This is a genomic window from Nostoc sp. KVJ20, assembly GCF_001712795.1.
Lineage (GTDB): Bacteria > Cyanobacteriota > Cyanobacteriia > Cyanobacteriales > Nostocaceae > Nostoc.
Window position 1 is genome coordinate 1 of the sequence record NZ_KV757627.1, and the last position, 25,676, is coordinate 25,676.

Below are 25,676 nucleotides of genomic sequence, written 5' to 3' on the forward strand. Positions count from 1 at the left end.
ATTAAAGATTTACCGATTTCAGAGGAGCTAAAACTCAAACTGAAAAATGAACTTAGCCCAGAAAATTTTACTGATACACAAGAGATTTAGATTCCAAAAGCAGTTTAAATTGTTGAGGAGTGATTTTGATTGCTATAGGACTCATATTTGATTTCTGAAAAAACTCAGTACAACTAAGAAGCCTTCTTGACTGTTGCCTGTTGCCTATTGACTATTGTCTATTGCCTATTGCCTATCTACGCAAATTCGTTCAGAAATCAAAGCGGATTCCTATACCATTGCTGTATGCTAATTTTAAATGTGACAATTTTTATTTTTAATTCACTATATTTAACTATTTATCTATCTAAAGGAGGTTTAATCACTTGCCAAAATGGCAATATCAATACGTATCATATTTTAGAATTATTGTACACATCCTAGAGCAAGATGACCAAAAGGAAGAGTAGCTCTAAATTAATTCTGGTGTGTCGAATAACTGCTTTCTATGGAGGTTTAGCTTAGTGCTAAACCTTTTTCATGGCTTCCATTATCGTTTGATAAGGATTCTTATAATATTTGTATGCTCCCTAACAGCAACCGAGTTCTTAATTTTGGATAAAGTCGAGCTAAAAGGATATTTGAAAAGTATTGTGCGAATATAATTCGCTACCACAAAAACAAATTACATCTCTATATACTAATATAAAAATAATGCTTTTTAACCTACCGAGGCATGTTTTGCCTGTGTAGGCGTGATTGAAAATTGCAGCTAAAAGTAATAAATTAGACTTTTCAAAAATCCTCTAAGGCTTGGTGATAAAACAAGTTTTTTTTATTAAAACAATTCGCAATTCGCACTCTTGCTAACGCCCCGCTTCTCTACGAGATGCTACGCGAACGCTAACGCAATGACACTCTCTACGAGATGCTAAAAGCGAATGCGGACTCGCTACCGCTACGCTAACATAATTACGTTTTGCGTTAGCGAGTCTGCGAGCATCCGGGGATTTAGACCCCGACCCAAAACGGGCTGCCTGTCTTGCTGGGGACTTAAACCCCCAAAGTTATTTAACATGAATTCCTATAGGACTCATATTTGATTTCTGAAAAAAATCAGTACAACTAAGAAGCCCTCCAATACTGCTCAGGTTTTGGATTTTTAACTCGGAATTGGGTTTTGGGAAAAGGTTAAAGGGTAAAGGTTAAAGGTTTTTTCTTTCCCCTTACCCCTTCCCCTTTTCCCCTTAACCGACAAGTATTGAGAAGCCCTCTTTCCTGTTGCCTATTGCCTATTGCCTATTGCCTGTCTACGCAAATTCGTTCAGAAATCAAAGCGGATTCCTATATTAAGTATAATTTAATGTAAATTGTATAAAGCACTGGTATTAGATTAATATTTCGCTTAATGCAGACTTTTTTATAGCAATTAATTCTTGATTTGCCAACACTTTGGAGAGTTTTTGTAAACCCACTAGAGACAGATGAACTGAAATCAAAGTAATTCTAAATTAGCTAGGTATGGTAAACACTTGGTATATATAGGGCGTGGCTTTTAGCCATGCCTTTTTCGTGAGTAGCATCAAGTAAGTGAAACGTAGAAACAACAAGTAAAATACTTACCCTATAATCTTTATATTTAATGTAAATAAGAGATTAATATCAGATCACAGAATATTGGAACTGATACTAGAGAAGTAGAAAATATCGTCCAATTTATCTAGTTAGTATTAAAAAATACTATCTATAATAGACTAAGCAACAAAAAAGTACCAATACCATATATAGATAAATATTTGTATCGTTCTATGGATAGTAGAAATAACTATTTTACAGAGTTATTATTCAGCCTGTTAATGCCTGAAAAACGTGTATGCACCCTGGAGTAATACCCAGGGTCTTTTTTTATAAAAGCTTCGATCAGCAAAAGATAAACTCTCATTAGAGTAACGGTAAATTGAACATAGATAGACCCGTTCGTTGACAAAGCCTCTCGTACCACTCAGTGGTTATTTGAAACCAAGCTTTTTTCATTCTTTAGGTATATTTTTATGTATTTTTTAAATAAACCAGTCAATATTTTTACCAAGTGATTGAATATCAGATGCCTGAATATTTATACACATCCTCTAGGATGATGATCTGTAAACAGAGTAGAACTAAATTAATTTAGTACGTTGTTAAGCACAGCAATTATTGAGGTTTGGTTCACAGCCAAACCTTTTTTTTACAAGTAACCAGGAAATGTTATATCAGATGTCAGAATATTTGGACACAGCCTATAGGAAGATGAACTAAAGTAAGAGTCAGTCTAAATTAATCTTGGTGTAGTAAATGCTTGGTATATATAGAGGCTTGGTTAAACCAAGCCTTTTATTATTAATAATCAGGTAATGGCGTATAAGTCTTCAGGATATTTGGATACAGTCTATAGGAAGATGAACTAAAGCAAGAGTGGGTCTAAATTAATCTGGGATGTCTGCTTAAGCACTAAATATATAGAGGTTTAGCTGGGTGCTAAACCTTTTTTTAAGCAAGTGACGAGAATTGAGGAAGAATTCAGGAGTCAGAATGGGCTAAACGCCCCGCTACCGCTAACAGGAGTCAGAATAAAGACGCGACGCTCGTTCGCCCTTGGCGTCTCCCCTTGGGAGAAGACTCGCTAACGCAGACTCGCTAACGCTACGAAGCACCGCCAGTCATACAGAATACCCAACTGAATTCTGACTCCTGACTCCTGACTCCTGACTCCTGAATTTTGTTCGATAAACGACACCGAATAGCTCGTCGTAGCCATCGCTCTCATTCATGACACTGGGTAAATTCCTATCGAAGCATAGCTTGCAAAATAATCATCAATGTTATGCGTTAATTGCATGACTACGGATTTACTATAGCTTCACAGATGCGATCCTAATATGTAGGGAATAAAGATGGATACCCCTGGTGTTGACCAGGGGCTTTTTATTTAGGAACTTCCAAGAAATTAGGACTTACGCAAACAATAGCCGAAAACTCCCAGAATGGATTCCCAGCCTGGAGGCTGGGAACCAGTCATAACAAGGGCTGTATCTTTTCTTAGTGCCATTCCCCCCAGAGTCAAAATGGGAGGAACCCAGTTCCCAGCCCCCTATATACCCAAACTATTTTTCTCTACATACCAGCATTTGATAAGTTAGTACATAATCTGAAACAATAACAGTAAAAGCAAAGAGGGGATTACGTTGAGTCACAATCCAGATGCCATAGCCCCCCACGGTGGACAGTTGGTTAACCGTATCGCCACACCAGAACAAAGAGCAGAGTTTCTCTCAAAAGCTGACTTTTTGCCGCGAGTCCAACTTGACGATCGCGCCGTATCTGATCTAGAAATGATTGCGATCGGTGCTTTTAGTCCGCTGACGGGTTTTATGAACCAGGAAGACTACGATCGCACTGTTACAGAAATGCGATTAGCTAACGGTCTTGTGTGGTCAATCCCGATTACACTATCGGTAAACGAAGAAGTAGCTTCTCCGTTGCCAGAAGGTGGCTTAATCCGTCTCGATAACTCCAGAGGCGAATTTATCGGAGTTTTGCAACTCACCCAAAAATATCACTACGACAAAACCCGCGAAGCAAGAAATGTCTACCGCACTGATGATGTCAATCATCCAGGCGTGCAGGTACTCTATAAGCAAGGTACTGTAAATCTGGCGGGTGATATTTGGCTGTTGCAGCGTGAACCTCATCCCCAGTTTCCCACTTACCAAATTGATCCAGCTGCCTCACGGCAAATGTTTAAAGACAAGGGTTGGAAAACCATCGTCGGCTTTCAAACTCGCAACCCCATCCACCGCGCCCATGAATATATTCAAAAGTGCGCTTTAGAAACTGTTGATGGTCTATTTTTGCACCCATTAGTCGGGGCGACAAAAGAAGATGATATTGCCGCTGATGTGCGGATGCGTTGCTATGAAATTTTGCTGGAACATTACTACCCTTTAGACCGAGTAGCTTTAGCAATAAATCCAGCCGCAATGCGCTATGCTGGGCCTCGTGAGGCCATATTCCATGCTTTAGTCCGCAAAAACTACGGCTGTACTCACTTTATTGTTGGACGGGATCATGCTGGTGTCGGTGACTATTATGGCACTTACGATGCTCAGTATATATTTGAAGAGTTTGCGCCAACTGAATTAGGCATTGTGCCAATGAAATTTGAACACGCTTTCTACTGCACGCGGACTAAGCAGATGGCAACATCTAAAACTAGTCCCAGCAGGCCAGAAGAACGCATTCACCTATCGGGGACAAAAGTCCGAGAAATGCTGCGGCGCGGTGAGTTACCTCCACCAGAATTTTCCCGTCCTGAAGTAGCAGCAGAGTTGGCGCGGGCAATGCGGATAGAAGTGCCGGTTTAGGGAATTGGGCATTGGGCATTGGGCATTGGTGATATATTCTCCCCTGCTCCCCCGCCCCTCCACTCCCCACACTTTTGTAACTTTACACTACAGAGTTCAGCCCTGTAAGCTGCTAACTGATAGCTGAGGGCTGATAGCTAATTATGAAACGGCGCACGTTTTTACAGAGAATTGGCTCAATACTCGCGGTATTGGGGATAACTGAAGCTGAGTGGTTGTCTTTGGGAAATCGCTATTACCAGGCTTTGGCACAACCCAGTCCGCGTAAATTGGCATTATTAATAGGTATTAACCAATACCCAAAAATTCCAGCCCTCAGTGGTTGTCTGACGGATGTGGAACTCCAAAGAGAACTTTTGATTCATCGCTTTGGTTTCCAAGGGTCAGATATTCTCACCTTAACTGAGGAAGAAGCTAGTAGGGAATTCATTGAAGCGGCTTTTTTAGATCACCTGGGCAAGCAAGCTAAACCCGGTGATGTAGTCGTCTTCCACTTTAGCGGTTATGGCAGTCGTGTCAAATTGGAAACATCGCCAGAGACAATGCAAAATGCTCTGGTGCCAGCTAATGGAAGTACAGAATCACAAAATGAGAAAATAGTCAACTATATATTAGAAGAAACTCTACTGCTATTATTGCGATCGCTCCCCACAGACCGAGTAACAGCAGTATTAGATACTAGCTATGATGCTCCTAGCACAATCTTAGGATTAAAAAGTCGCGCCCTTCAGGAGTCAGTGGCAAAGTTAGCAGCAGAGGAACTTGACTTTCTCCAACAACTCAAAACTCAGAATTTACCAAGCACTCCGATTGTTTTAGCAGCTACATCAGAACCAAAGCAGCCGGCAAGGGAAGGACTCTTTTCTGGTTTTAGTGCCGGGTTATTTACCTACGCTTTGACACAGTATTTGTGGGAATTCACCCCAGCCAGCACAATTCAAGTCGCCCTTTCCCATGTGGAAAATTCTCTATTCAAATTGGGTAGCAGACAACAACCAGGGAATCTGGAAAACCTCTCTCCTAAGAGGAGAGAGGCTTTGAATTCTCCCCCTTCCCTACAAGGGAAGGGGGCTAGGGGGTTAGGTTTGCCAGAAAGTATTATTGGTGCAGAAGGCGCAGTGACAGCCATTGAAGAAGACGGCAAAACAGTCCATCTGTGGTTGGCAGGATTACCTCCACAAGTTTTGCTATACTACGGAGTGAATTCTCGATTGACTTTAGCAACAACAGAGCAATTAGTATTGCGATCGCGGACTGGGTTAACAGCAAAAGCGCAAATTTCCAAGATTGAAGGCGCAAATTCCCTACAAGTCGGGCAACTCGTCCAAGAAGCAGTCCGGGTTTTACCCCGAAATATTAATTTAACAATAGCTTTGGATACTGGATTGGAAAGAATTGAGCGGGTAGACGCCACAAGCGCCTTTGCCGCATCTTCCCATGTGTCCACCGTAGTAGCAGGAGAAAAATCGGCTGATTATATATTTGGTAAGCTACAGGAAATTCCTAGTCGTTATGGTCTATTTACTCTTGGTGGCGAGCTAATTCCCAATACCACGGGGGAAGTAGGAGAAGCAGTAAAATTAACAGCGCAAAAGTTAGCGCCAAAATTATCAACCTTGCTAGCAGCCAAGTTATGGCGACTCACAGAAAATCAAGGTTCTTCCCGCTTGCCTCTCAAGGTAACTTTAGAAATAATTAGTAAAATATCGCCTCGCGTCGTCATGCAGCGCGAAACAGTACGAGCTTTCAAAACTGAAACTCCGATTAAAAAATCACTCCCCACTCCAATTGTCCCTATCGGTAGTCGAATGCAATATCGAGTGGAAAACCAGAGCGATCGCCCAGTATATTTAATCTTGCTGGGATTAAAGAATAATCATACAGCAGTTGCCTTCTACTCTTGGGAAACTCCCCAAGAACCAAATACTGAAGATACCAAGCCTCTCCTCAAAGAAGTTGTCATCGCTCCAGGTGAAACCCTCACCCTACCCCAAACTAATGGTGCGCCAGCTTTATTTTGCGAACAACAGCTGATTTTTAGTACAGCCCCTTTTAGCGGAACTCTCGCCGCTTTGAACACTGCTAAGTATTCCACAGCCGAACAACAACCAATTAGCCCATTGTTGAATTCCTTAGATGTTGCACAAGCGTTGCTACAAGACCTACATAACGCCAGCATCCTTAAAACAGAGATGAATGGTACAGCAGCCGACTCATATATCTTGGATGTGAATAATTGGGCAAGTCTTAGCTTTAGTTTTCAAGTAGTGTAAACATGGAATTCATTAACTTAGTTGTGTCTATAACTATATATTCTGTGTTAACACGTAATAAAGTTTCATGAAAATCAATAATCAGGTAGGGTTAGTGTTGTCACTCGTCTTACTATCTGCCAGTGTTGCTGCTGCTCAACCAAAGCCAACTGGCTCAGAAAAGCAGCCTCAGTCCAATGCGACAATTTCAATTCAACAGCTAAAGGAACTGGAAAAACTACAGCAAGAAAAAGAGATACGCGATCGCGTCCAATCTGAAGTAGACCGGGCTTTTGGTAACAGCACAACCCTACTCAACATTTTGCTAATTGTATTAACTTTTTTGCCAATATTAGCAGCGGCCGGTGTTTGGCTGCTGCGTCGTAGTGTAGTTAGTGAATTAGTAGCTGAAACAAAGCAACAATTAGAGACAGAAGTAAAAACACAACTGGAAAAAGAAGTTGCGGCAGAAGTAAAAAAACAAACAGAAGATTTTAAGCAAGAACTAGAAATATTAAAGTCAGACTTTTTAGGGCAATTATCCCAATTAAATAATCTATTTTTAGATGCTCAAAACCAAAAAGAGCAAATTCTTCAGCAACTTTCTGGATTAACACCTTCCCCTTCATTAACACAAGATTATGTTCACCCAGAAATTCAGCAAAAAATCCAAGAATTAACAACACAACTAGAAATATTAAAGGCTGGAAATAATCATTTATTTTTTACTGCTAATGATTATCTTAAACAAGGAGATGCTTTATTTTTTGAAGGTCGATATGAGGATGCATTAGCCTGCTATGAACAAGTTATTCAGAGAGAACCTAATTCTTTTATTGCTTGGGTCAATCACGGCTGGACACTGAGAAGATTGGGGCGCTATCCAAAAGCATTATTATCCTATCAACAAGCAATTGCCATCCAGTCAGATAGCTATATAGCTTGGTTTGGGTGCGGTAATTCACTTAGAAAATTGCAACGATTTGATGAGGCGATTGCTTCTTATGATAAAGCCTTAGAACTTCAGCCTGATTTTCATTGGGCTTGGTGCCATAAAGCCCGTTGTCATGCATTAAAAAATGATTGTGATTTAGCTATTGAAAGTTTGACACAGGCAGTTAAGTTAAGAGGAGAACAGCATCGAGAGTTGGCAAAAACGAATTCTGATTTTGATGTAATTCGAGCAGACGAACGGTTCAAAAAAATACTTGCAGGTTAGATTTTGTCAACATGCAATCTCTCTATTTATTTATAAGAGCAGGCAGGAGGTAGAAAGTCTTTATATCTGATGTGTGAGTCCTGCATTTTGTACCTCACTTAAAAAGCAAACTTCTGTCATTTATTCTTGCCCACTTACTTAAACATGGAATAGAGATATGCAAAACACAGATATAGTCGTAATTGGTAGCGGTATTGGCGGTTTAAGTTGTGCTGCTCTTTTGGCACGGTATGGCTTTGATGTAATAGTCTGCGAAAGCCACTCCATCCCTGGCGGTGCCGCCCACAGCTTTGAGCGCAACGGTTTCAAATTTGACTCAGGCCCGTCCCTTTATTCTGGACTGTCTTACAGCCCATCTACTAATCCCCTAAAACAAGTATTGGATGCAATTGGTTCTGAACTACCATGCGTAACCTACGATACTTGGGGTTGTTGTTTACCAGAAGGTGATTTTGACACATCGGTTGGTGCAGAGCAATTTTCTGAAGTGCTGATGAAATTGCGTGGTAATCATGCTGTTACCGAATGGCAAGAACTCCAGCGCGTTATGGAACCATTCGCTAGTGCAGCAATTTCTATACCACCAGCGGCATTACGTTTTGATTTGGGTGCAGCTAGAACTGTAGCCCCGTTTGCCCCATCTCTGGCAAAACATCTGACAGATGTTATCAAGTTGACGGGCCCCTTTAGCCGGATTATGAATGGCGTTGTTAAAGACCCATTTACCCGAAATTGGCTCAATTTGCTGTGTTTTCTGCTTTCTGGACTACCCGCAGATGGCACTAGTGGCGCAGAGGTAGCATTTATGTTTGCTGATTGGTATCGACCAGACGCAGTACTTGAATATCCCATTGGTGGTAGTGGTGCTTTAGTTGACAGCCTTGTACAAGGATTGGAGCGTCACGGTGGGAAGCTGATGCTGGGCGCTCATGTGGAGCAAGTGCTTGTAGAAGGGAATCGTGCGGTGGGTGTGCGTCTGCGCGATCGCGAAGAAATTCGGGCGCGTCGAGCAGTAATTTCTAATGCATCGGTTTGGGACACACTGAAGCTATTACCAGAAAAGGCAATACCTAAAAACTACCGCGCTAAACGACAGGCAACACCTGAGTGTGATAGCTTCATGCATCTGCATTTAGGTATTGATGCTCAAGGATTACAGTCAGATTTGCGGTGTCATTACATTGTGGTTAATGACTGGGAATTGGGCATAACAGCACCTCAGAATGTTGTGGTGATATCAATTCCTTCAATTCTCGACCCATCCCTTGCACCACCAGGTAAACACGTGATTCATGTGTATACTCCTGGTAATGAGCCATACTCTATCTGGCAAGGAATGGATAGAAAAAACCAGGAATATGCCGAGCAAAAGCGATCGCGTGCAGAAGTAATGTGGCAAGCGCTACAACGAATCATTCCAGATATTCGCTCTCGTTGTGAAGTCACACTTGTTGGTACACCTCTAACCCACGAGCGTTATCTCCGTCGTCACCAAGGTTCTTATGGCCCAGCAATTCAGGCTGGAAGTAGTATGTTTCCTGGCCCTGGCACACCTCTACCAGGATTGATGTGCTGTGGAGATTCGACATTTCCCGGCATTGGTTTACCAGCAGTCGCCGCCAGTGGGATGATTGCTGCAAATACCCTTGCACCTGTTAATAAGCATTTAGCAATGCTTCAAGATATCAAGTGCATTTAATTTTATAAAACAGGAGTCAGAATTCACAAATTCAGAATTCTGAATTTGTGAATACTCTACCCATAAAGGGATAGAGTTTTAAGGTGAGAATATTTTAATTTTTTTCGCTTGACTTCGGGTGTTAGCGTAGCGGGACGAAGTACGGTTTTAACCAATATTCGTCACCAACTCGTACAGAATTCATACTGAATTCTGACTCCTGAGTTCTGAATTCTTCTTATAAAATCTCGTTGCCAAGAGAGCCGCACCCACTGCCAAAACTGCCAGTACACTGTCAGGTTCGGGTACGGCAGCAACTTGAGCATCAATTCGTGCAGTTCCAGCAAACAAACCTGTTAAGTCAGGGTCGCCTAGTATATTTGCAAACTCTGGAGAAATCAACAATCTAACATCAGGGATGGTTAAAGTTTGACCATCAAATGCTACAGGTTCCGGAAGACTTAAATCAAACAAAATTGTATTTAAAGAAAATGTGTCTCTTAAAACAAATCCGCTGGCATCTGGGAGGGTACGTCCTGGAGCAAAACCTATTGAAAACTCACCAACAGTAATTTGATCGTTGAAGGTAACAGTACCAGTATGTTCGATTGTACCTGAGAGCGGGGTAAAACCGCCTTCGTCACTGAATGTAAAGTTGGTGGCTGAGTCGATGCTAAAGCCAACTAAATAATTGTTGGGAATTGGTGTGACTGTCTGATTAGTGCCTGTCAAGATTAGCCCGATATTTCTCAGAATATCCTCGTGGTCACGATCAATGCTGGTGACTCCAGATATCACTTTAAAAGTTGCAGCCTCTACTTGTATGGGTGCAATTGACATAAAAGCTGCTGTTGTACAACCAAGAATCCCTGCAAACTGAGAAAAACGCATATATAGTCCTGATGATATTTGTAGTTTATTTTATCTAATAAAAGACTCTTTATTAATCTAATAACTGATGAATTAACGCTAACAATACACCCTAACAAGATGAAAAATTTATTTTTTAAAATTAACAACAATTTAACAACAAGTAATCATCAAGTTAATATCAAAATTTAAGTCATACAGTTACAAAGGCAAGGTTATTTAGGTGGGTAAAAATAAATATAACTGCTTATGATAGAGCATAAAATATGAGGCGTAAGGCATTAGGGAACAAAGATGATAAAAATATAGCTATGTTTAATTATGTCCACTTCCAATTATTTAGCCTTAAACCTAAAACTATGATGTGGTCAAACATAAGTTTTATCTCTAATTTATTGATAAGTTTAGGTTAATACCGTTTCTTTGTGAAGCTGCATATCATTCACCCCCCGGCTACGCTGTTCCCCGTTATCAAGGGGGACTACTGTATCTTTATACAGAATTAGTATAAGAAGTGAAGCACTGTTTTATATGGTTTCAGTTTAATAATGTAGGACTAGCCCTTTCAAGGTGGCCAACGAAGATACGTTGTTTCAGTGCTAGCATCTTGAATCCTCCGCTCAGATTTTGAGCTTTTTGAAGGTTGAAATCACCAATCTTCGTTCCAAATTTCATCACCTTGAAAGGGCTAGAGCGAATTCCGTTCGCCAAATACTTTTAAAAATTCTTAATTCATAAACTTGTTCTAATCCACCAGCCTATTTTCTCCAAATTAGGATCTATTTCCTGCCAAAAACTTGCTGATGAGTCTACTTCTCTTTTTCCTGCGAGTATTTTCTCCATACTGTCGAAGTTTTTTTGAATCAACTGTTTATCTAGTTTAGGAATATCTAATTTCAGATATTTCAACCGATTGGGTAACTCTACTTGCTCTGTTGTTGACAAGTGAGTAATCTGATCAATTTTTTCTAAAATTTTGTCTACTGATGCAATGACTTCTTGCATATTCGGCTTTTTAGTTTGTAATTGCAAATCTTTTTCTTCAAAAGCTTCTTCTTGATTCCCTAACCTTACTATCACTATTTTGACGAAGAAAATATTATAATCAATTTCACTTACTTCACCAACTTGTTGATGATATTTTCCAGTTTTATTTATCAGTACTATGTCACCTTTCTCAATTCTGTCTTTCATGATTTCTACAGCCTCTAAATTAAATTGCTAAATAATCTCCTCTACGGAAAATACTACTCTAAAGCCACAAACTCTCAGCCCACCGTCTGACTCATTCCAGCTACGGCTAGCGCTGCGACACAGTTCTGCGTTGAAACTCCAAGAACCACCGCGTAGTACCCGGCGATTAATATCACCGCCAACTTCCCAAGCTGTTCCATCTGAGGGCGCATCGTTGTAATTGTTGTGCCATGCATCAGCACACCATTCCCAAACTAGCCCGTGCATATCGTACAATCCAAAGGCGTTGGCGACTTCAAAACTACCGACGTTGGTTGTTTCTTTACGGAATTTGCTTTTTGGTTCGATAGTGCAACTGACTAACTCAGAGGTAATGGTTTCGCCAAAGTGGAAGGATGTTGTAGTTCCAGCCCGACAAGCATATTCCCATTCAGCTTCACTCGGTAAACGATAGTCGCGTCCGGTTTTTTCTGATAGTCTGAGGCAGAATTCTACAGCCTCATACCAAGATACATTTTCTACTGGTCTATCTAGACCTTTGAATTTCGATGGATGGGGATTTAAAGCTTGTTTAACTTTGGGTAAAGCTGCTACTACTCTCCACTGTGCTTGAGTTACGGGAAATTTCCCCATAAAAAATGGTTCAACGGTAACTTGATGTCGAGGACGTTCGTCAGCATCTCCTTCAAACTCTGGTGAACCCATCATATAAGTACCACCAGGAATCGATACCATTTCTAATGTGACAGATTTACCCAATTCTTCGGCAAAGAAGTTTGCATTGCAACTCATGCGATTTACTTCTCTACCACCTGTGTCTACTGTCACTACGTCAAATTCAAAGGTTTCTAAGGGTGGTAATGGTACGATTACTTTTTGTGGTAGCGGCGGTAATATGGGTTGAGACATCGAAACAATTTTAAGGGCAACAGGTTCAATGTTCGATGTTGCAAATTTCAAATCGTTGAGAACTTCTACTGCTGTTTGATATCTTTCGCTCGGTAGATATTTTAGTAATTTATCTAATATTTTTCCTAAGTCGTCGCTAATAGTAATACCTTTTTCTTGTAAACGTTCGCGCCACAACCACTTAGCATTCATTGCATCATAAATAGGATCATTAACCTGTCCAGAAGCATCCTGGAACGGCAAACATCGAGTTAAAAGACGCACACAAGTTACACCCAAAGCATACAAATCACTGCCGTGACAAGCAAATCCAGCCATTTGTTCTGTTGGGGCATAACCAAGGGTATAAATTACTGTAGCTTGTCTTCCTAAACTGGTTTGTGTTACCTGTTTAGCACCGCCAAAATCAATTAATACTGGTTTTTCATCACTTGCACGACGAATAATATTTTCTGGTTTGATATCCCGATGAATGACGTTATGGGTATGAATGAATTGCAGTACTGGCAATAAATCAGCTAAAAGTTCCCAGATTTGTTGTTCGCTATAAATTTGTTGCTGAACTTCTTGTAAGAGAGTTTTTCCTTGAATAAATTCTTGTACGAGATATAAACTAGCACCTTGTTCAAAGTAAGCAAGTAATCTGGGAATTTGGGTGTGATTTTCTCCCAGTTCATACAACCGAAAAGCCTCTTCTTTGAAAAATTCTGCTGCTTTGGTGCGTTGTCCTGTTCCCTGAAATTGTGGGAAAAATTGTTTGATGACGCAAGGCGCGTTTAGTCTGTCTACGTCTTCTGTAGCATAGGTTCTGCTAAATCCACCTTCACCTAAAAGTCTTAATACGCGGTAACGGTTTCTTAGCAGTTTGCCAAAGTTGCTTTGTCCGCAACTCACACAAAATCTATTGCTATCAGAGTTGAATGGATTTGAGCAATTGGGATTTTGGCAGATTTGCATAATGAGGGGGAAATAGCATCTTCTCCAAAGTTAGCCCCAATATTATCTAATTGAAAACAGTTATGTAGAGAAGCGAACACGGAAGTTTATTCATGTGCTTAAAACTATCTTTAACACGAGGATAGAAGGATGAATAAATTATATTTATTTATACCAATTCAATTAATGATTGCAACACATACTTTGGTTAAGACGCGATTCATCGCGTCTCTACAAATGGTGTATTTGTCGCATTCTTTTTTACAATTGGTATTACTTATCTATACTATGATGTTGTGTTAGCAGAAAGTATGGCACATTGCCATAATGTTTGGGCGTTGGGCTTGCCGTAATGCACCCTAAATTTTAATATAGCTGTTGTTCATGAGCCAAAAAAGTTCACGAAGAACGAAATTGCCAATAATATTTATTGCAAATTAAAACTCTTATTTAAAAGTTTTCTTCTCTCCAGAGGCGCGAATTAATTCAGCTACAATAGCAACGATCGCAGATACGGAAATTAACATTACACTAAGAGCATTAATATCAGGTTTAACTCCTGTTCTAATCCGGCTAAAAATTTCCATTGGCAGGGTGTTAGAACCGCTACCAGCAGTAAAACTGGAAATGAGAAAGTCATCTAAGCTGAGAACAAAGGCTAAGAGACAACCGGCTACAATCCCAGGCATTAATTCAGGTAGCAATACTTTGATGAAAGCTTGGGTTGGTGTAGCGCCTAAATCTAGTGCTGCTTCTTCTAAGTGAGGATCTAAATTAGTCAGTCGTGAAGCAACCACAAGTCCGACGTAAGCCAGACAAAACACTACGTGGGCTGCAATTATTGTCCACAAACTCAAAGGGATTGCAAAGGCGGCTAGACATACTAGGGTAGCTACTGCGATCGCAATATCGGGAATAATTAATGGTAGGTAAGCAATACCCCGATACAATTTCTTACCAGGAAATTCGTAACGCGCTAACCCAACCGCCATCAAGGTTCCCAGCACTGCTGAAATTGCTACCGCACAACCAGCAACGATCATACTGTTTTGCAAAGCTGATAAGATGCGATCGTCACTGAACAGCTTGCGATACCAATCGAGAGTGAATCCTTGCCAAGTTGCACTGTAGGGTGACTGATTGAAGCTATAAAAGCCAAGTACCAGTATGGGCAGGTACATGAACACAAATATCAGTAGTGAGAAAACCGCTTGCCATGAGACACGCGGTTTTTTGAGAGATGGAGAGATATTCACGTTTATATATATGATGATTTTTATTGATAGCAATACAAAATATCATATTTTGTGTAATTAGTCAACAACTTAACAGTCAAAAGTATTATGGAATAGGTTTTTTACGGATTTTAAATGGTTGCTCTATTTCCGCCGTGGCGTACTAGTTAATTATTACTTTTAAGAAAATAGATAAAACTTCTAAAAAAATACCACTTCTGATTTCAAACCATCGAATTTACCAAAATCTGTCCTTTGGATGGATGCAGGTTAACCTTTAGAGTACGGAAAGCCGCCCAAAGAGTCTCTACACGCTTTATTCTTTAATTAATATTTGTAAACAAGTTAATTGGCAAGCAATAGCATAGTTTTATCGCCAAATATCACCATTTAGCTTAGATTATAACGATTTTAGAAAGTTTGCTTTTATAAAAAAATCCATATTTAAAATTCCCATAAATCACCAAAAAATCATAAATCAGAATATAGCTACCTCTTTAGGGGTGGGTAATTTCCGTACTAGGATAGACAAGGAATATAGAATTAACAGCATAACATTTGAAGGAGATTGTTAAAAAGTTTAGTATCTGAAGTTACTTTCGGATGCCAAGTTAATCAATTACAAGCACTAAAACAACAGAAATAAAAACGTCTAATTCAAGTTTTATCGAACAAAATTTAGGAGTCAGGAGCGGAGCCGGAGACGCTCCTGAATTCTGAATTCTGACTCCTGAATTCTAACTCCTGAATTCTAACTCCTGAATTCTTCTTCAATTTTTAAGAGGTTTATGATGAGAATTGCTCAAGTCGCTCCATTATGGGAAAGAGTTCCACCTCCAGGTTATGGTGGGATAGAGTTAGTAGTAGGGTTACTGACAGATGAATTAGTCCGACGCGGACATGACGTAACCTTATTTGCATCGGGAGATTCTATGAGTCTGGCAAAATTAAGGTCAGTTCATCCCCGTGCCCTCAGACTTGATCCGACTATCAAAGATTTTGGCATTTACGAGATGCTGAATCTAGCTTCGGTGTATGAACGCGCAGAAGAGTTTGATATTATTCATTCCCATATCGGACATGGGGCATTATCTTACGCAAATCTTGTCACAACCCCTACAGTTCACACGTTGCACGGTATTTTTACCCCTGACAACGAAAAGATGTTTAGTTTTGGTAAAAAACAACCCTACGTCAATATTTCCGATTCACAACGAGAACCAAGGTTAGGGTTGAACTGTATAGCAACGGTTTACAACGGGATTGATGTCAGCAGTTATAAGTTTCACTCCCAACCACAAGATCCTCCTTACCTAGCGTTTTTGGGTCGGATATCTCCTGAGAAGGGAGCGCACTTAGCCATAGAAATTGCCAAACAATCTGGTTGGCACTTGAAAATGGCAGGTAAAGTGGATGTCGTTGATGTGGAATACTTTGAGAAGGAAATCAAACCACTGATTGACGGGGAGCAAATTGAGTATCTGGGTGAAGCCAACCATGTTCAAAAAAATGCTCTGATGGGAGGTGCAGTAGCAACTCTATTCCCCATCACTTGGCGGGAACCATTTGGATTGGTGATGGTGGAGTCAATGGCTTCGGGTACGCCAGTGATTGCAATGAAATTGGGGTCTACTGAAGAGGTAATTTCCCACGGCAAGACGGGTTTCCTCTGCAATAATATTCAAGAATGCATTAGTGCTATCGATCGCGTCATAGAGTTAGACCGCTATGCCTGTCGTCAGTATGTCGAAAACCTTTTCAGCGTTGAACACATGACTGATGGTTACGAGGCAGTTTATCAACAAATAACCGCAGAACGATTTTCTCAGAATGGACATTTTCGCAATTTGGTTGAGTTAGCTAGCGATCGCATTTAAATACCATATTCATCTGGTTTTACAGCCCTGGCGAAGGTCATTCAGGGCTACACAAACAAAGCCCACCTCCGTGGGCTAATATAAAACAGGAGTCAGAATACAGAATGGGCTAAACGCCCCGCTACCGCTAACAGAATTCAGAATTCAGAATTCAGAATACTCTACCCATAAAGGGATAGAGTTTTAAGGTGAGAATATTTTAATTTTTTTCGCTTGACTTCGGGCGTTAGCGTAGCGGGACAAAGTACGGTTTTAACCGATATTCGTCACCCAGTCGTACAGAATTCATACTGAATTATGACTCCTGAATTCTGAATTATTCTTATAAAATCAAGCTTTTTCTCAAAAAATTCGCTTTATTTACCAAGTTAGGCGATCTCTCCATTTTTCTACAGTTCTAGCACTCACTCCTGGAACTCGTTCTAAGTCTTGCAAAGATGTAAATTTTTGCTGTTGACGGCTAAGAATTATCCGCTGCGCTAATTTCTTACCAACACCAGGGAGAGTTGCTAATTCTTCCAAAGTTGCAGTGTTAATATTTATTTGTTTATTTGCTTGTGGCTCACTTGATGAAGAAGTTTTTATTTGGGGACACCGTGTTTGTTCTAATTTGATTTTTTCTTGAATTGCTGGTGGTAAGCCCGGTTTCACTTTGGTATAAAGACGAGCAAATTCTCGCACATAATGAGCAGCAATGATGGGATTTTCAATCACTACAAGTGTCTCATCGTTACCATAATTAGCGGCATCTGACCAATTATGAGAACCTGTAATTACTGTTGTACTATCAATAACACCAAATTTGTGATGCAGTAAATCACCTTTGGGTAACACAGGTACGCCTACGGTAGTAATTGGATTAGCCCAAGGATGGTTGTCAACTTCATATTTACATTTATTACTGAGAGCAACCCCCATCATATCCAATGCTTCACTATAGGGACGATAGGCAAATTGTGGTTCAATTAAAGCGCGAATTTGGACACTTTGTTGATGGCGTTTTTCTAAAATATTTGCAAGCCGCTGATCGGAAAACACAAATAACGCTAAATCGGTAGATTTAGTTGCTGAATCTAAAGTTTTGCCAATTAAACCATTACTACTATCACTCCAAGGTTGAGTTGGAGAATTAGGCGAAAATTGTACAGTAATTTGGGTGTTACCTAAAGTTATTTGTTTAGGTAAACGCATCGGCTTTTGCAAACCAAATCGACTATCTGGCTGACCTTCCGGCCCGTCACCCCACATAATGTTAAACTCTTCTGTAAATAAAGATGCTAATTCTGGACTGTCAATTTGCAATAAGTTATTGGCATTTCCTAAAGTGTTGGGATTTGTAAAATCACCAGATGTATCACTTAAAGTAAAATTAGCAGAAGTGATAATTAAAATCCGATTATCCACAATCACAAATTTATGATGCATCAAGCTACTACCTGCTGAACCATCCGCTTGATCATCAATCCAGGGAATTTGGGCATTCTGCAAAATCATCAAAGCATCTCTTTGATTGATTTCTGCTGGGCTGAGTTGATTGTCTTGGTTAATATCGATAAATTGGTGAAACTCTTTATAGCGTTCCTGTTCCCTTTTATCTAACTTGCCTACTTCAGCAGATGTTAAGCTACTCCAAGGTCGGCTGTAGTTATTTTCTAAAATTATCCTGACTTTTACCCTAGCTTTTTGTCTATCAACTAATGCTTGAGCAACTTTGGGTAAACGTAATTCTTGCACTGCCACATCTACTGTAGATTTAGCCTGTGTAATAGCATCGGCAATCTGTTTTTCTAAATCATCCCCAAGGCGAGTTTGCTGGCGGTAAGATTCTTTGTATTCTGAAGACTCAGAATGGTTAAAGTAAACTTGAACTAATGAGTCTTGTGGTAAAGGTTCTGGACGCTGATTGTAGGACTGGACTCGTTGACAACCAGCAAGGGAGAATATTAGTAAAAAGATATATAAAAAATATCTTTGTCTAGAGATAAGTTGCACTGTAATCTGTTAAAAGTGGATTGGGAGTGGACATATTTATCATTCCCAAAATGTTGTGTTCTGAATTAAGTAGAAAAATAGCTTTCCAAGGCAAGACAAAAATCTCTTGCTAGAGGCAGAATTACAAAGATTTTTTCCGGATTTTTCTACTCAAGCTGATAATATCAGCAGTCTATTACCAACGTGTGTTCTCACCATTAGCGGTTATATGCAAATTTATCTAGATTACAGCGCCACTACACCTACTCGAAAAGAAGCGATCGCAGTTATGCAAACAATCCTCACTCAACAGTGGGGCAATCCTTCCAGCTTACATGAGTGGGGACAACGGGCTGCAACAGTTGTAGAACAAGCTAGAGTCCAAGTTGCTGGTTTAATTAACGCCGCCAATTCGGAATCTATCATTTTTACCTCTGGCGGCACTGAGGCAGATAATCTAGCAATTATGGGCGTGGCTCGGTTGTATGCTGTTCCTCAACATATTATTATCTCCAGCATTGAGCATTCCGCAATTTCTGAAACAGTACGGTTGCTAGAAGTGTGGGGTTGGGAAGTTACGCGCTTGTCTGTGGATATTAAAGGCAGAGTCAACCCCTTGGATTTAAAGGCGGCGTTGCGACACAACACAGTCTTAGTTTCTATAATTTACGGTCAAAGTGAAGTCGGAACGGTGCAACCGATCGCAGAACTGGGTAAAATTGTGCGATCGCATGGTGCTTTGTTCCATACAGATGCGGTGCAAGCTGCGGGACGCTTACCCATAGATGTGCAACAACTTCCTGTAGACTTACTTAGCCTTTCTAGTCATAAAATATATGGGCCTCAAGGTGCTGGGGCGCTATATGTGCGTCCTGGTGTGGATTTGATGCCCCTAGTCAGTGGTGGTGGACAAGAAATGGGATTGCGTTCTGGTACACAAGCAGTACCGATAATTGCCGGATTTGGTATAGCAGCAGAATTAGCAGCCGAAGAATTGCCTACAGAAACACCACGATTGATTGAGTTACGCGATCGCGCTTTTGCCCAATTAGCTGAGATTCCTGGTTTAATTCCTACAGGGGATGCTTGCGATCGCTTACCTCACCATATCAGTCTGTGCCTAGAAAACGCCGATGGCGAAAAACTCAGCGGTAAAGCCTTAGTACGTCAGCTAAACCTTGCAGGCATCGGCATCAGTGCTGGTGCTGCCTGTCACAGTGGTAAACTTAGCCCTAGTCCGATATTGTTAGCGATGGGTTATTCAGAAAAAGCAGCTTTGGGGGGAATTCGCATTACATTGGGGCGTGATACCACCGCAGCTGATATAGATTGGACAGTGATGGTATTGAAGCAAGTTTTACAGAGACTAACACCGGATTTATCTTTAGTTAAGCGTTAAATCCAATCTTATAAATTACAGACAACATTGGGGTTGCATATTTGCGGGATGATTTTACTATTATTTGTGGGGTGGGCCGAAAAGCCATTGCTGTCAACTTAACGCGAAACCNNTTTTTGGCAAAAGTAGACACCAATGGCATCTTGCCCGCCCTGATGATGCAAGTTAAATGCCGATTAGCTTACCTCACACTTATTTCCACACGAAAATAATTCCCATCTGTATCTGGTTGCTTAAAGGCAACCTTTTTGATTTAATGGAAATTAATATCAAGTATTTCTTAGGACTTTATTCAAAATTCTTATCAATACTCAAGGTAAAAAACTCTTCAAGATAATGTTTGTAAACTCTAATTTATCGCTAGCCCTGGCAAGTATAAGTCGCGGCGAAACAAGATAAAATGAGTAAAATTTGCTGTAAAATCTTGGGTTAGAAAAAATATAATTTTTTGTGTGTTAGTCAATCGTAAAACCAGTTTATGATATTATCGATATATTTAATCAATAAAATTATTGATAATTTTGGGTAATAGTTTTAATTCTGGTGGAAGAAAATTATGAAGCGCCGTAAGTTTGTCTATATAGTTGGACTAGCAACTGCTAGTGGGGGATTAGCGATCGCTTGTAATCCTAATCAAACTCCCACCGATACTGCCGAATCGCCTTCAGGGCAAGCTACACCAGCTACGGCTGCTACTGGTGTCTTAGAAAAAGAGCTAGTAATCTACTCAGGACGCAACGAAAAACTCATTGGTGAGCTTATCAAACAATTTGAGCAGCAAAGCAATGCGAAGGTACAAGTCCGCTACGGCGATACTGCTGAGTTAGCATCAGCAATTTTGGAAGAAGGGGCAAACAGTCCCGCAGATGTCTTCTTTGCTCAAGATGCTAGCGCCCTCGGAGCTATTCAAAAAGCAAATCGAGCAGTACAGTTACCAACATCTCTTCTCAATCAAGTAGATAGTACCTATCGTTCACCAGAGGGGAAATGGCTAGGTATTTCGGGGAGAGTGCGTACAGCAGATTACAACTCTAAATTAGTAAAACCAGGGGAATTACCATCGTCTATTTTTGGCTTTACTGAACCGAAATGGAAAGGGAAAATTGGCTGGGCACCTACAAATGGTTCCTTTCAATCCTTTGTCACCGCCTTACGAGTTGCAGAAGGAGAAGACAAGGCTAGGCAATGGTTAGAAGGTATTAAAGCTAACAATGCTAAAGTTTATCCTAATAATACTGCGATCGTAGAAGCCTTATCTCGCGGCGAAATTGCTGTGGGATTTGTCAATCATTATTATCTGGAACGAATCAAACAAGAGAATCCTCAAGTTCCTGTGGAGCATCATTTTACCGATGATGTGGGTTCCTTGGTAAATGTTGCAGGTGTAGCAATTCTTAACAGCGCTAAACATCCGAATATTGCTCAAAAGTTTGTCGAATTCATGCTGAATGAAAATGCCCAAAACTACTTTGCCAATCAAACTTTTGAGTATCCTCTAACTTCGGCTGTTGCGCCCAAAGGTAAACTAAAATCTCTCCAAGAAATTAAAAAACAAACTCAAAAAATCGACTTGAGTAATCTTAGCGATTTAGAGACAACACTCAAGCTCATGCAGCAAGTACAAGTCATATAACTTGCTATTCGCTGGAATGCATCTGGCAAAGATAGGAAAAATCTAAATTTTTTGAGAAAGTTTATTGCTTACCAGTACAGGTTAATGGTAAAGGTTGAGAATACCAAGATTATTGCAAAAACTTCCTGGTAAGTATTAAGGTGGAGGATTAGAAATTGAAAAGTTTACCATTGCTGAAAGTTTCAGCGTTAGCTCTAGCTGTAACGCTCGGTTGGGGAATCGGGGTGGCTGTAAATGCTCAAACCAAAACCCTCGTAATCTATTCAGGCAGAGAAGAAAAACTAATTGGCCCCTTAATTGAGAAAGCCAAAAAAGACTTGAATCAGGATATTCAAGTGCGTTATGGCGATACTGCTGAATTAGCGATCGCACTTTTGGAAGAAGGCAAAAATAGCCGTGCAGACTTGTTTTTTGCTCAAGATGCTGGTGCTTTAGGCACTTTGGAGAAAAAACAGGTAACGCTACCAATTGCCTCTAAACTGCTAAACAAGGTTGATTCTCGCTTTCGTTCTGCTAAAGGACATTGGCTAGGAATTTCCGGTCGTGCCCGTGTCATTGACTACAATACAAAGCTAGTTAAACAAGGGGAACTACCGACATCAATTTCGCAGTTAACAGAATCGAAATGGCGCGGGAAAGTCGGCTGGGCACCCACAAACGGCTCATTTCAGTCATTTGTTACGGCAATGCGAGTCTTAGATGGCGATGCAAAGACTCTCCAATGGCTCAAAGCGATGAAAGCTAATGGTGTCAAAGATTACGGTAAAAACTCTGCGATCGTTGAAGCTGTGGGGCGGGGAGAAGTTCATCTTGGTTTAGTGAATAATTACTACTTGTATCGCTTCAAAAAAGATAATCCGAACTTTCCTGTTGCCCACCACTACACAAGCAAAGATGCAGGATCAATGATTAATGTGGCAGGAGTAGCTATTACGAAAACCACAGATCAAAAAGCTGATGTAGAAGCTTTAATTGATTACCTGCTCAAACAGAGTTCACAAAATTACTTTGCTCAAGAAACTAACGAGTATCCTTTAGTAAAAGGAATCCCAGCACCATCAAAACAAATACCAATCAGTAAGCTAAATCCACCCAATGTTAACTTGACAGATTTAGATGATTTGCCAGCAACGTTGAATTTATTGCAGAAGGCAGGAGTTTTGTAACAGTTGAAAGCGGTTCGCCCTCCATTATTTCTCACATTATCGGCAGCGGTAGTGGCAGTTGCCATTGCCCTGCCATTGCTATACTTAGTAATTCGCACCGCAGGTATTGGCGGGGAAGAGTTCTGGGAATTGATTTCTCGTCCCCGCAATATTATGGTTTTTTTCAACAGTGCGGCGATGGCGGCAACGGTGACGTTATTTTCTACACTAATTGCCGTACCATTGGCATTTTTAACTGTGCGGACAGACTTACCAGGAAGACGTTTTTGGTTAGTGGCGACAACATTACCCTTAGCTGTTCCTAGCTATGTAGGCAGTTTTGCCTTGATTGCAACTTTGGCACCACGGGGTAGTTTTTTGCAGCTGTTGCTTCAACCATTGGGGGTAGAAGAATTACCTTCAATTTATGGTTTTCCTGGGACAGTTTTGGCAATCACTTTGTTTACCTATCCCTATATGCTGCTGAGTGTGCGTTCTGGATTACAAGGTATTGATCCATCTCTAGAAGAAGCGTCTCGTAGTTTGGGTTATGGTAGTAGAGAAACCTTTTTTAAGGTAGTTTTGCCACAATTGAAACCATCACTAATTGCAGGTGGATTATTAGTAGCTTTATATGCCTTGCGTGACTTTGGTACACCTTCGCTGATGCGATTTGATGCCTTTACGCGGGCAATTTTTTTACAATATAAAACTAGTTTTAATCGGAACTCAGCCGCAGCCTTATCTTTGATGTTGGTGACATTGGTGCTGCTGATTTTGTGGTTAGAATATCGAATGCGATCGCGTGCAGCTTATTATAGTCGTGGTTCCGCCTCTCTACGTCCACCAAAAATTGTCAAGTTGGGAATTTGGAAATGGCCGGCTTTCGGTTTTTGTCTACTAATTACTAGCTTCGGTGTAGTTTTGCCAGTAGGTATCACCTTATTTTGGCTGATTCGCGGACTTAATAGTAGCTATACTTTCCCCAATTTATTCCCCACCATTCTCAACTCCATTGGCGCAGCTGGATTAGCGGCTTTAGCTACCACCATCTTTGCCCTACCAGTAGCAATTTTAGCAGTCAGATTTCCGAGTAAAATCACCGCCATAATTGAACGCTGTTCTTATATAGGTTTTGGAGTTCCAGGAATAGTTGTTGCCTTATCTTTGGTATTTTTTGGTGCCAACTATCTGCCAGCGCTGTACCAAACTCTGCCGATGCTGATATTTGCATATTTAGTTTTATTCTTACCGCAATCAGTGGGAACAGTCCGCAGTTCGCTTTTGCAAGTCAATCCGCAGCTAGAAGAATCAGCGCGTAGTCTAGGTAGGAATGCTTGGCAAACTTTAAGAGAAGTTACCCTACCTCTAGTACAACCAGGTGTGTTGAGTGGTGCGGTGCTGGTATTTTTAACAGCGATTAAAGAACTACCCGCCACCATGCTGTTAGCGCCTATTGGCTTTAGCACCTTAGCAATGCAAATTTGGCAAGCTACAGAAAATGTAGATTTTGCCGATGCGGCGGCGGCTTCATTAGCGATGCTGTTGGTTTCTATGGGTTCAACTTTATTGGTGCTATCTCAAGAGAACGTCAAAAAAGAGCAAGTCTTGAAGGAGGTAGGAGGCAGTAGACAGGAGGTAAATCACTTATAGAATTCCACCTCTACTGATTTGAAACTTTTCAAGTAATTGAACTATAGTACTCTCCACTCCCTATGCAACAAGTAATTCTAGATTTACAAAATGTCACCAAGCGGTTTGCAGAAAGTGCCTTTCCTGCTGTAGATAACGTATCTTTGACGTTGCAACAAGGAGATATCTTGGGATTGCTCGGCCCATCTGGTTGTGGTAAAACTACACTGTTGCGAATGATTGCTGGTTTTGAGCGATCGCAAGTAGGAGAAATTAAAATTGGTGGACAGGTAGTTTGCGATAATTCCACTTGCATCCCAGCCGAACAGCGCGACATCGGTGTTGTTTTTCAAGATTATGCCCTGTTTCCCCATCTAAATGTGGCAGAAAATGTGGCTTTTGGGTTGAAACATTTCAGTAAACAGCAAATCCAAAAACGCATAGCCGAAGTCATTAATTTGGTGAGACTCGAAGGCTTAGAAAAACGTTACCCTTATGAACTCTCAGGTGGACAACAGCAAAGAGTTGCACTCGCCCGTGCCTTAGCACCCCAACCCCAACTCATGCTTTTGGATGAACCTTTGAGCAATCTTGATATTCAAGTTAGGTTGCGCTTGCGAGAAGAAGTGCGCGACATTCTCAAAGCGGCGGGTACTTCAGCAATTTTTGTTACCCACGATCAAGAAGAAGCATTAGCTATTTCAGATATAGTGGGTGTGATGCGCCAAGGACATTTAGAGCAATTAGGCACACCAGAAGAAATTTATACTCATCCAGCATCAAGATTTGTCGCCGAATTTGTGACTCAAGCTAATTTCCTTCCCGCCCATCGTCAAGGGAATTTATGGAAAACAGAAATTGGCAGTTTTGAGTTAACAGCAAATCACACCGATGATAGTGGTGAAATCATGATCCGCCAAGAAGATTTTATCTTAAAGCCAGCCACAGATGCGCCCGTAGTCGTCCGCACCCGACGCTTTTTAGGACGTGAGTATCAATATTGTTTACAAACTCCCTCTGGTAAAGAACTCCATGCGCGGACGCTGAAAGATACGGCGTTACCTGTGGGTACAAGAGTAGAGTTATCTATAGCCAGTGATAGTGTAAAGGTTTTTCCACAGTAGATTTTGCTGTTAACTATTTAGACACTAGTACCGCAAGGCGGAATTAAAAATTAAAAATTAAAAATTAAAAATGAAGACAGCGTAAGGGTTTTGTTGATTGGGAATGGGTGGTTTATTTCTGCCGTGCTGTACTAGTTGCTCATGATACTCTCGAAGGCCGTTTCCTCACCCCTATCGAAGACTGTGAAGGACTTGCCGATGCACCTTTGATGCATCGACC

Annotated in this window: 15 protein-coding genes; 10 read left to right on the forward strand and 5 right to left on the reverse strand. The window is 40.8% G+C overall.

The genetic code is table 11. The features are described 5' to 3' along the window. Nucleotides 1–3,203 precede the first annotated feature (3,203 nt). From sat to A4S05_RS17855, 4 genes are all read left to right on the forward strand, one after another. Nucleotides 3,204–4,382: a sulfate adenylyltransferase gene (gene sat / locus A4S05_RS17840; RefSeq protein WP_069071140.1), complete on the forward strand. Its 1,179-nt coding sequence runs from the start codon at nt 3,204–3,206 to the stop codon at nt 4,380–4,382. 143 nt (nt 4,383–4,525) lie between these two features. Beyond that, complete coding sequence (locus A4S05_RS17845; protein ID WP_069071141.1) at nt 4,526–6,655, forward strand: caspase family protein; 2,130 nt, start codon at nt 4,526–4,528, stop codon at nt 6,653–6,655. A 67-nt stretch (nt 6,656–6,722) separates the two neighbouring features. Then, the gene (locus tag A4S05_RS17850) at nt 6,723–7,853 is read left to right on the forward strand and encodes a tetratricopeptide repeat protein (protein ID WP_069071142.1); all 1,131 of its coding nucleotides are present in this window, start codon (nt 6,723–6,725) and stop codon (nt 7,851–7,853) included. 157 nt (nt 7,854–8,010) lie between these two features. Further along, a complete protein-coding gene (locus tag A4S05_RS17855; protein ID WP_069071143.1) occupies nt 8,011–9,552 on the forward strand; it encodes a phytoene desaturase family protein in 1,542 nt (513 codons plus the stop codon). A 180-nt stretch (nt 9,553–9,732) separates the two neighbouring features. On the opposite strand, the gene A4S05_RS17860 is transcribed toward A4S05_RS17855, so the two are convergent. From A4S05_RS17860 to A4S05_RS17875, 4 genes are all read right to left on the reverse strand, one after another. After that, nucleotides 9,733–10,422 carry a hypothetical protein gene (locus A4S05_RS17860; protein ID WP_069071144.1) on the reverse strand — a complete coding sequence of 230 codons (690 nt, stop codon included), beginning with the start codon at nt 10,420–10,422 and terminating at the stop codon, nt 9,733–9,735. Nucleotides 10,423–11,133: 711 nt separating this feature from the next. Beyond that, the gene (locus tag A4S05_RS17865; RefSeq protein ID WP_069071145.1) at nt 11,134–11,595 is read right to left on the reverse strand and encodes a hypothetical protein; all 462 of its coding nucleotides are present in this window, start codon (nt 11,593–11,595) and stop codon (nt 11,134–11,136) included. Between the two features lie 27 nt (nt 11,596–11,622). Further along, nucleotides 11,623–13,461: a bifunctional serine/threonine-protein kinase/formylglycine-generating enzyme family protein gene (locus A4S05_RS17870; protein ID WP_176727035.1), complete on the reverse strand. Its 1,839-nt coding sequence runs from the start codon at nt 13,459–13,461 to the stop codon at nt 11,623–11,625. 425 nt (nt 13,462–13,886) lie between these two features. Further along, nucleotides 13,887–14,696, reverse strand: a complete 810-nt coding sequence (locus tag A4S05_RS17875; RefSeq protein ID WP_084227150.1) for an ABC transporter permease — start codon at nt 14,694–14,696, stop codon at nt 13,887–13,889. Between the two features lie 770 nt (nt 14,697–15,466). Between A4S05_RS17875 and A4S05_RS17880 the strand changes: the two genes are divergently transcribed. Then, complete coding sequence (locus A4S05_RS17880) at nt 15,467–16,552, forward strand: glycosyltransferase family 4 protein (protein WP_069071147.1); 1,086 nt, start codon at nt 15,467–15,469, stop codon at nt 16,550–16,552. 360 nt (nt 16,553–16,912) lie between these two features. On the opposite strand, the gene A4S05_RS17885 is transcribed toward A4S05_RS17880, so the two are convergent. Further along, entirely contained in the window at nt 16,913–18,544 is a 1,632-nt protein-coding gene (locus A4S05_RS17885; RefSeq protein WP_069071148.1) for a DUF655 domain-containing protein, read from the reverse strand. A gap of 208 nt (nt 18,545–18,752) precedes the next feature. Between A4S05_RS17885 and A4S05_RS17890 the strand changes: the two genes are divergently transcribed. The 5 genes from A4S05_RS17890 (at nt 18,753) to A4S05_RS17910 (ending at nt 25,456) form a co-directional block, all read left to right on the forward strand. Continuing rightward, nucleotides 18,753–19,922: a cysteine desulfurase family protein gene (locus A4S05_RS17890; protein ID WP_069071153.1), complete on the forward strand. Its 1,170-nt coding sequence runs from the start codon at nt 18,753–18,755 to the stop codon at nt 19,920–19,922. A 556-nt stretch (nt 19,923–20,478) separates the two neighbouring features. Continuing rightward, nucleotides 20,479–21,555, forward strand: coding sequence for an iron ABC transporter substrate-binding protein (locus tag A4S05_RS17895; protein WP_069071149.1), 1,077 nt, complete (start codon nt 20,479–20,481; stop codon nt 21,553–21,555). 155 nt (nt 21,556–21,710) lie between these two features. After that, nucleotides 21,711–22,721, forward strand: coding sequence for an iron ABC transporter substrate-binding protein (locus tag A4S05_RS17900; RefSeq protein WP_256091021.1), 1,011 nt, complete (start codon nt 21,711–21,713; stop codon nt 22,719–22,721). 3 nt (nt 22,722–22,724) lie between these two features. Then, entirely contained in the window at nt 22,725–24,353 is a 1,629-nt protein-coding gene (locus A4S05_RS17905; RefSeq protein WP_069071150.1) for an ABC transporter permease, read from the forward strand. A gap of 62 nt (nt 24,354–24,415) precedes the next feature. Next, nucleotides 24,416–25,456 (forward strand): ABC transporter ATP-binding protein, encoded by a 1,041-nt coding sequence (locus A4S05_RS17910; protein ID WP_069071151.1) that lies wholly within the window; start codon nt 24,416–24,418, stop codon nt 25,454–25,456. The last annotated feature ends 220 nt before the right edge of the window (nt 25,457–25,676 follow it).

Bases quoted from the DNA above. Each gene is read 5' to 3' on its own strand.
- A4S05_RS17860 (WP_069071144.1), bottom strand. From the start codon at position 10,422: ATGCGTTTTTCTCAGTTTGCAGGGATTCTTGGTTGTACAACAGCAGCT.
- A4S05_RS17865 (WP_069071145.1), bottom strand. From the start codon at position 11,595: ATGAAAGACAGAATTGAGAAAGGTGACATAGTACTGATAAATAAAACT.
- A4S05_RS17880 (WP_069071147.1), top strand. From the start codon at position 15,467: ATGAGAATTGCTCAAGTCGCTCCATTATGGGAAAGAGTTCCACCTCCA.
- A4S05_RS17890 (WP_069071153.1), top strand. From the start codon at position 18,753: ATGCAAATTTATCTAGATTACAGCGCCACTACACCTACTCGAAAAGAA.
- A4S05_RS17850 (WP_069071142.1), top strand. From the start codon at position 6,723: ATGAAAATCAATAATCAGGTAGGGTTAGTGTTGTCACTCGTCTTACTA.
- A4S05_RS17855 (WP_069071143.1), top strand. From the start codon at position 8,011: ATGCAAAACACAGATATAGTCGTAATTGGTAGCGGTATTGGCGGTTTA.
- A4S05_RS17910 (WP_069071151.1), top strand. From the start codon at position 24,416: ATGCAACAAGTAATTCTAGATTTACAAAATGTCACCAAGCGGTTTGCA.
- A4S05_RS17870 (WP_176727035.1), bottom strand. From the start codon at position 13,461: ATGCAAATCTGCCAAAATCCCAATTGCTCAAATCCATTCAACTCTGAT.
- A4S05_RS17895 (WP_069071149.1), top strand. From the start codon at position 20,479: ATGAAGCGCCGTAAGTTTGTCTATATAGTTGGACTAGCAACTGCTAGT.
- A4S05_RS17845 (WP_069071141.1), top strand. From the start codon at position 4,526: ATGAAACGGCGCACGTTTTTACAGAGAATTGGCTCAATACTCGCGGTA.